This is a genomic window from Halorientalis persicus (assembly GCF_900110215.1).
GTDB lineage: Archaea > Halobacteriota > Halobacteria > Halobacteriales > Haloarculaceae > Halorientalis > Halorientalis persica.
In genome coordinates this window covers 1-8,547 of record NZ_FOCX01000066.1, presented here as the reverse complement: position 1 = coordinate 8,547, position 8,547 = coordinate 1, and the positions used below count along the sequence as shown (strand labels likewise).

At 55.6% G+C, this 8,547-nt stretch carries 3 protein-coding genes and 2 pseudogenes; 1 reads left to right on the top strand and 4 read right to left on the bottom strand.

From position 1 onward, the window contains the following. The 3 genes and pseudogenes from BMX17_RS24105 to BMX17_RS24095 form a co-directional block, all read right to left on the bottom strand. A pseudogene (locus tag BMX17_RS24105) lies at positions 1–503 on the bottom strand (DUF11 domain-containing protein); the annotation flags it as partial. Positions 504–1,195: 692 nt separating this feature from the next. Then, the gene (locus BMX17_RS24100) at positions 1,196–4,678 is read right to left on the bottom strand and encodes a surface glycoprotein (RefSeq protein ID WP_092664987.1); all 3,483 of its coding nucleotides are present in this window, start codon (positions 4,676–4,678) and stop codon (positions 1,196–1,198) included. Positions 4,679–5,001: 323 nt separating this feature from the next. Beyond that, positions 5,002–5,886, bottom strand: a pseudogene (locus BMX17_RS24095) (IS1595 family transposase). Between the two features lie 584 nt (positions 5,887–6,470). Here BMX17_RS24095 and BMX17_RS24090 point away from each other — a divergent pair. Next, the gene (locus tag BMX17_RS24090; RefSeq protein WP_092664983.1) at positions 6,471–7,697 is read left to right on the top strand and encodes an RNA-guided endonuclease InsQ/TnpB family protein; all 1,227 of its coding nucleotides are present in this window, start codon (positions 6,471–6,473) and stop codon (positions 7,695–7,697) included. A 46-nt stretch (positions 7,698–7,743) separates the two neighbouring features. Here BMX17_RS24090 and BMX17_RS24085 read toward each other — a convergent pair whose 3' ends face one another. Next, positions 7,744–8,343, bottom strand: coding sequence for a dockerin type I domain-containing protein (locus tag BMX17_RS24085; protein WP_139203746.1), 600 nt, complete (start codon positions 8,341–8,343; stop codon positions 7,744–7,746). Positions 8,344–8,547 lie beyond the last annotated feature (204 nt).

Sequence of the window (8,547 nt, the reverse complement as noted above, 5' to 3'; positions counted from 1 at the left end):
GGGTCCTGGTCACCGTTATCAGGGTCCTGGTCACCGTTGTCACCATCACCGTCGTCAGCACTTTCGACAGTCACCGTAGTCGTCGAGGTGGCTACGTCGGTGTTTTCGTTTGCGTCTTGAAGGCTTGCCTCAGCGGTGATGTCGTAGGACCCAGGGGCCTTGTCACTGCCGACATCAATCTGGAACGTAAGGGTTGTCCCATCAGAACCTGGTAGCGGGTTACCGAAGCCAAGGGGTTTTACGATATCAGGACTACCGTCACCATTCGTGTCCTGAACCGAGAAGTTGCTGGGCAGGTTCGTCAGTTCGACTGCTCCACCTGCGGCCGCGTCGCCATTGTTTGTAACCTCTACTGTCACTGTCACCGTATCGCCGGGATTGACCGGTCCACTGTTGGACGCGGAAGCCGACGTAGACGGTTGTGCGGAAACCGGCATTGCGAAAACGGACGCAACCATTAGCGCCGTCATCACAATCGCCAGTGCACTTTGTCTGCGTGTCATGTTATTGTATCAATTTCAGTTAGTCGTTCAATACTTATACAGCGGTTCTATTTTCATGAGGTCTGTCTCAGCCTCCTATACTCACAACTAGCCCTCTTCTGGCTGATTTAAATATTTTCTGTAAGTGGCTTCTTGTCCATCTGTGTGTGTGTGACCGATTATACTTTCTAAGTACTGTATTAAATACTTTCTGTGGAGTGGGTCGTCAACAACCACAAAGTCAAGCCCCGAGACTTGTCAGTGGACTCCTGTTCTAGCCGAGTAACTCGGCAGGCGTGTAGTTGCCATCCACGTTCAACGTCCCTGACTTGAGGGCCAGTTGACTGGTGGCCCATCCACCGCAAGACTTCTGCCCGCGATGGAGCTGAATGCAGGCGTTAAGCCCCCTTCCTCAAGGAGCACCGCAGTCCGCGCCAGCGGACAAGGAGCGCAGTAGGGAGGGGATACAGCACCGCCATCGCCGCTCGCTGGGGGGCGAACACGAGTGCATTGGCCACCCGATCTCTTTCGCGGCTTTCTGCCTGCTGCTACGAGGATATCTACAGGCGGAACAGGCCGAGTGCCTCGGGGCTTGACCCCGAGGTGAAGGCTATAAGCTCGGTTAAACGTGTTCCGTTCGCTCGATGTACTACTCGATTCTAGTGAATCATTCAAGAGCGGCGAAAAAAAAGCGTCGCGGAAATTGATCGCGATTAGTTCTGACTGTTGTACTGGACGATCATCGAGATGATGTCATCTGTGGTGACATCGTCGCTGCCACTGTTATACTCAACAATGGCGGTGATGATATCATCCGTGGTGACCTGACCGTCAGTACCGTTGTCAGACTCAACCGTCAGCGTCGCCGTCGCACTGGTATCGACATTACCGCTGTTGAGAACGTACACACCATGCGTGTACGTTCCGTTGCTAAGCGACGCAGTGTCGATGTTGTTGAATGTCACAGGCACCGTCTCACCGCCAGGAACGGTAACAGTCTGGGTGGCTATGACACTGTCATTCACGCGGAACTGCACATCGCGCGTTACCGTTGCAGTCCCAGTGTTCGAGACGTTAGCAGAGACATCGATCACGTCACCCTGCGTGACAGTCACGTTCTGCGGGTTGAGGTCAGAGACACCGAGTTGTGCTCCAGCCTCCGGAATCACGATGTTCGCGTCGTCAGTCGAGCTAACACCGGGGAAGGCCTGTGCAGCTCCGACGTTTCCTTTGTCCGTAAGTGAGCGGACGTTGAACGCGTTCTGGAACTGCGCACTGGTACCCTTCGCAGGCACACGCGGCAGCGTGTACGTTCCGTCAGTGCGGGTCTCAGTGACCAGCGTGAATCCGGACGGCTCCGGGGGCACGAGACCGAAGCGGACCCGGACAGACGTGCTGAAGTCTTCGAATCCGTAGCCGGAGACCAGTTCACTTCGGGGAACAGTCTCGCTAGCAATGACAGCGCTGGTACCGTTGATGATGTTGATCCGGTAGTTCTCGGGTTCGTTGTCGTTGTTGGAGTCAATCGGCTCCAGATCAACTGCGGTGTTGAACGGTGCGCTACCACTCAGGAACTGCGTGTTGAGGTCAAACTCGTCCACGTAGACCTCAGACTCACTGATACCGTTGTTGGCTTCGTCAGTGACGAACCCTGAGATGGAACCGAACTGGGTGATGCCAACGATCTGTTTTGCCGTCCGATCAGGCTCGTCGGCATTGTTTTCCGCTGTCGCCGTGATGTTTGCCGGGCCACCGTCACCAGGGTCGTACGACTGGACACTGCGGTCGGCCTGGAACCAAGCCTGAGCCTGGCCATCAGCACCGACCTCAATCGTGATGGTGTCCTGGGTACTGTTGACGATCGTGCCGCCAGCGACTTCAACCCACTCACCAGCAATGTTCGTTGCGTTCGAGTCGGGACTATCGTCAGCACCGTTGACGTCGATGTCATCCTCAACCTCGAGGGTGACAGTCGCATCAACGGGCTGGCCGGACGACTCTGCGGTTGCAGTCACGTTGACCACGTCGATGTACGAGCCGTCACGGACGATAGTCTGCAGGAAGGCGTCAGTCTGGTTGTTGAACTCCTGGAAGTTCTGAAGCTGATCGTTGTCAGTGAGTCCCTCCGCGAAGCCCACGTTCTGCACGTCCACGATGGGCGTGACCTCGCGGGGCTTGAGGTTCAGGTTCTCGTCTTCACCGAACTCTTCAGGAGCGGTACTGACGAACGGACCGATGGTGCCGATGTCGAAGCCACGCTCCGTCACACCAGCGTCAACGAAGTCAGTGGAGTAGCCGGCTTTCTGAGAGATGACGACGTACTGTTTGCCCTGCTGGAAGTTGGTGTAGAGTTTACTGAGGACGTAATCGCCGTCTTCGTCCGTCAGATCCGCCAGCACTGGGCCACCCTCATCGTAGGGTTCGCTGTTATTTTCGGCGTCAGCGTACGTGAGGTTCTCCGTGGCGCCGAACTGAGCGTCGTTGCCAACGGTGTCAACTGCGTCAACGAACGACTCTGCCGGTGCCGTCTGCGGAGATGCCTGCCGCGTCGCGTTGGGTGCGGTCTCAGAGACCTGAACCTGGTAGTCTTCACCGTCGTCTGAATCGGGTTCAAGCGGGACGATGTAGAACGGCACCTCACCGTCAGTGATTCCCCGATCCGTGATGAAGAACCCAGAGCCAACGCCTTTGTTACTCTCGTTGAGGAACTCGACCTTTCCAGTCGCCGAGTTGGCAGGAGCTTCGTCAAGTGCGATCCGGTAGTTGTCAGCGTCGACAACGTCACCCGTCGATTCGTTCACGACACGGAAGTAATCCGTATCACCGCTACCGACATCGAAGGTGGGTGTTGCCGCATTCCCGGTGAACCGGTTGTAATCCACAGCCCACACTTGGGCGTCTTCAAGACCACCGGTGGTATCCTCAGCAACGACCTGACCCTGAACGGTTCCTTCACCCGACAGCACGCCGAAGTTGGCGGGTGCCATGGTGAAGGCTGACTGGTTCTGGTTTGAGCTGAAGTTGAGGACTGCACTCTGAACATCCCCGGAGTCGACCCGGAACATGGTCGTCCCGTTGACTGTCGTTCCGTTGGGGAGCGTCAGTTCTTCAGTCGTGTTCTGACCCGGCGGAGGCGATGGACCGTCTGGCTCGATGTCGAGCGTTCCGCTGGAGTCGTTAATATTGAGGTCGACAACCTTGTCGTTCAGCGGTTCGCCATCAACGTTGCCGAGCTGACCGCGCACCTGCACGTAGTAGACGATATCCGACGTGTCGTCAGCAGGCTGCTGCTGGTCAGTAGGCACCGTGTGGATGACCTCGACGGTCTTCGGGATACCGACTGCCGTTAGCGTGATCGGTAGATTAGTCGTGCCTGGGTTAGCGGCTTTAGTTGCAGAGCTGGAAGTCGTGAAGCCACCTTTCCGAGCCGTGGCGGTGTATTTGTTACCTTGCGCAACCTGCACGGACGGGATGTTCCCGTTGGAGTCAGTTGTCTTGGTAGCAACAACCGTTCCAGTTGAAACCTTGATGATTTCAACAGTGGCGCCCGAGACAGATCCCTGCGTAGGGGAACTAACGGATGCCGTCACAAACGTGTCAGAGTTGTCAATTTCCTGCGTGCCAACTGTGTCGTAGGGGCTGTTGCCGCCGAAGGACTGAAGCGTGCCGCTCGTATCTTCGCCTTTCACTTCGATGCCAGCGTCAATGACTGCGCCGTCACTGGCGTCAGAAGCAATCTCAGCGGTCACAGTGATGGCTGCAACGTTGTCTCCGCCATCAGTTGCCGTTCCGACGAAGGAAACGTTTTCTTCATTCTCGTTGTAGGTCTGGACCTGACTGGCCAGCAGTTCGCCGTTGTTATGGTACAACGAGACATTAATCTCGCTGACATCGCCAGACTCAATTCCACCGAGAGAGTCACTTCCTTGGTCAATGCCGACATCAACGTACGAAACGTTACCGGGGGTTTCGAAGTCGATGTCAGCGATTTCCGCTGGGCGATCAGGGGCCGCGAAGGCGGTCGGTGTGTTGTCTGTACCTGGAATAGTCCCTGAGGAATAGCTACCTGCGTCTGGTGCGTTCCCAGCTGCTGCAGTCCCAGAGACTGCGACGGCGCCTCCGAATACGGAGAACACCATCAGCACTGCGAGCCCGATCGCCCGCAGTTTATTTTCTGTTGTAGTATTGCGTGTCATTATGTGTCTATTTATCTTTGGAATTTCGTGACTTGTTGAATCGAGAACCGGTACTTCGCGCACGGTACGCCTCAATCATCTACTTTCTCAGCCTCCATTAGACGCTCACAGTGTAGTCTCATGTGGATGATTTAAATATTTTCTGGGCTATGCTGGTAGGCGATAGTTGCTGACCTATAAAAATTTTATTGTCAGTAATAGGCACTCCATACTGTGGTTAGATTATCATATGAAACTCTTTTTACCATTTTTACTTACCAAGTGTATGCTTGACGTATGGCAGATGACTATTCGTTTCGCTCATGGGTAGATTGTTGGTGGAATCATAGTGCAGTTTCGAGGATGGTTTTGAGTGCTTCGTCGCCGGGTTTTCTGCGGACTCGTTTTCGAAGCTGTAACGCTCTGAGGTAGGGTGTGAGTTTGTCTTTGGAGACGCCCCGATGGGGTGAGAGCCACCGTCGCGCCAGCGACGCGTGGCTCTCGCAGGTGTTGACGTGCACGTCTCCATCAGCGTATTCACCCTCGCCGTGGACGACGTACTGCCGGTCAAAGGCGTCGTCCCCGTCGAGTGGTTCGTACGCCCGAAAGCCATCGGTATAGACGGTCAGCGACTCCTGCTGGCGGTCGCCAAGCAGGAGTCGAATCGTCGATTCCGCGGCGGCTTTCGCCGGGTGGACGTAGGTTTCTCCACTGCCGCGGTCAGCGAGAATGAACACTGGTGGCTTATCCTCGTGATACGTTCCACGACCGCGTGTGGACAGGCCACGCGAGCGCGACGGCCGATCGCGCTCGCGGCCCTTCTTCCCTGCGTTGACGTACAGCTCATCGATTTCGACCGGCCCTTCGAGTTGTGGCCGAGGCGCGTCCAGCGCCCGCAGGAAGCGCTGGACGCGCCGGTAGACGGTCTTGTAGGAAACGGCGAGTTCAGCGTCCAGTTGCCGAATGCTCGTGTTCAGCCGGATATACGTGTAGATGGCGAGATACCACTTCCTGAGCGGTATCGACGAGTATTCGAAGACCGTGCCAGTCTTGTCGTTGAACGTGCGGCCGCAATCCTTACACAGACACCGTTGAAACTCTCGATAGCTGCCTTACCGAATCGCTGATTCGGTACGGCAGCGCGGGCAATAGACGCCGTCACGCCAACGAATCTGTCCCAGCAGATTCGCGGCCCGACGCTCCGAGACGAACGTCTTCAATGGGAACATTGTTCGTCGGGTGGCGTGGTCGCGCCACCCTTGCCCGCTGTGACTTCCAGCTACTGCTCCAACTCACCAACAATCCGCTACAGAAGAGCGAAAGACCGTTGTCTCAGCAGTGCAGGACTAAACACGGACACCCCGCGCCACCGTGCGCGGGGTACTTTACCCCGCGCATGATGGCGCGCGGGCCCGCCTCACTACCTAGTTTGAACTACTCTGCAGGTGTACCAAATTGTTAAATCATCCGAGATACAATTACTTACACCGCCCGGTACGGAGGCGACAGGAAAAGTATCCGACAGTGTCTCAGCCTCCATCGTGGAGTATTTTTCCACGATGTTTTGGATCAAAGACCCATCGGATACATCCCTGGGTGTCGACGATGTAGTAATAGGTTTTGTGGCCCGTCCTCAGATTCTGTTTGATCATTTGGCCCCCTCACGTTCAGACAGGAAAATTTTCATCGAGATTGAAATGTTGGGTTTTACAGGCGGTCAAGGCGAATGCCCCGGGGTTTGACCCCCGGGGTTGAAGCCGACAACCCGTGATACAAACCATTAAATAAACACGTCTCTAATCAAGAGACAGCGATGGAGTACAGTCACCGCTACCCCGCATACCCGACACAAGAGGTAGCCGGTGAACTGGAACGTCACATCGACATTCATCGCCAAGCGTACAACTACACCCGGTACGAGTACGAAAACGTGGACGCCGACAACATCGGCTCCGCGTACAAACACCACTACCGACTTCCCGACTGGAAAGACCAGTTCCCCGCCTTCTCGGAAGTCAACTCGAAGGCCCTGCAACGAACCGTCACACGGTTCTACCAGAACCTCGACGGACTCTCCGAGCAGAAACAGAACGGGCGTAAGGTCGGCAAACTCAGGTGGAAGTCACCGAGGGAGTTCCAGAGTATGACGTTTTCGCAGTCTGGCTTCGAACTCAAAAACACGAGTGGCCGACGCGCGACGCTCTGGCTCTCCAAAATAGGTGACATCCCCATTCGCTACCACCGCGTAATTCCCGACAACGCTGACATCAAGGAAGTCACCATCAAGAAAGAGACAACCGGAGAATGGTTCGTCTCCTTCGGCCTCGAAACCGACGACGCCAGCCTCCCCGAGAAACCCGACGTTGACTCGCTGGACGCGAGCAATAGCGTTGGCGTTGACCTCGGCATCCTGAACTATATCCACACTTCCGACGGCCATACTGTGGATTGGCTCGACCTCGAAGACGAGTACGAGCGTCTTCGCCGCGAACAACGCAAGTTGTCTCGCAAGGAGAAGGGATCGAACAACTACGAACAACAACGGAAGCAGGTTGCCAAGGTCAAGCGCCACATCCGTCGGAAGGTGCTGGACTATCAGCACAAAATAACGACGTGGTTGGTCCGCGAGTACGACGCCGTATTCGTCGAAGACCTGAACGTGAAGGGGATGCTAAAAGACTCGCACAACGCTCGCAACAAGCAGGATGCGGCGTGGCGGCAGTTCATCACCCTGCTCGAATACAAGGCCGACCTGTATGGCTGTCACGTCAAGCAGGTTGAACCCGAAGGGACAACCAAAGAGTGTGCGTCGTGCGGTGTGGAGACAGCAAAACCCATCTGGGTCAGGGAACACTCCTGCCCAGCGTGTGGGTTTGAGTGTGACCGTGACGCGAACGCGGCGATGAATGTCCTGCAACGCGGCTTTTCTGAGTTAGGGCTGGGATGGCCCGAAGACACGCCTGTGGAGACTGTGCTCCCTACGGACACCACTACGGTGTCTGCAAAGCGCGTCATCGAAGCAGGAAGCCTCGGGGCTTGACCCCGAGGCGATTCACGTCATTCGACAGTGTTAGTTGGACGATGGCTCAGGATTCGTTTTTATATTCCACCAACAAATCGGTAATCGTTTGCTCGTTTGGAAGGCCAGGTGCAACACGATCAGTCAGATGGTCCACAATCGACGTTATCACAACACGCTCGGTGACTTCACCATCGTCGTTAGTCACAAACTCGGTATAGAGCTCTTGGGTATCGGATGTGTTGATATCTCCATCCCCAGAATAATCAAACGCATCTGGGTGTGACTGAACGGCTGAACTTGTGAGATGGTCCTGGAAGACACGCAGGTCTTCCCGAGTAACGACCCCGTCGCCTGTTACGTCTTCATACTGTGAGTCGTTATCGGGATCCGTCGGCACAGCAGTCTGATTTGGCAGCATTGGGATTGCATCAGCCGATTCGATCGACAGGGTCGTTTTTTCCGACTGACTAACGGTCGTTTTATCGTAGGTCATGAGAGTAGCATTAGCTTGCAGTTCAACGGTTTCTGCCGTCATATCCTGAGGAACAGTGACATTGAACGACTTTGAGACAGCGTCGCCAGCTGTTGGTGGCTCTTCGTACACGCCGATAAACTGGATCGGTTCCTCCGAGACTGAAAGGGGCGACTTGGGTTGCAGTTCCACAGAACCACTACCAGCATCCAACTCACCAGTGTTCTTGACCTCCTCCTCCGCCTGAAGGCGGAGGAATCCCAAGCGTTGGGATATTAGGGTTTACACGTCACTCGGCGGTTGCTCGCGGTTGGAATCCGCGAGTCCGGCTGAACTGAATGACGCGAGGCTGGGCCAAACAGCCGTTACCGCTATCCCCCAGTGGGGGAGTCACGG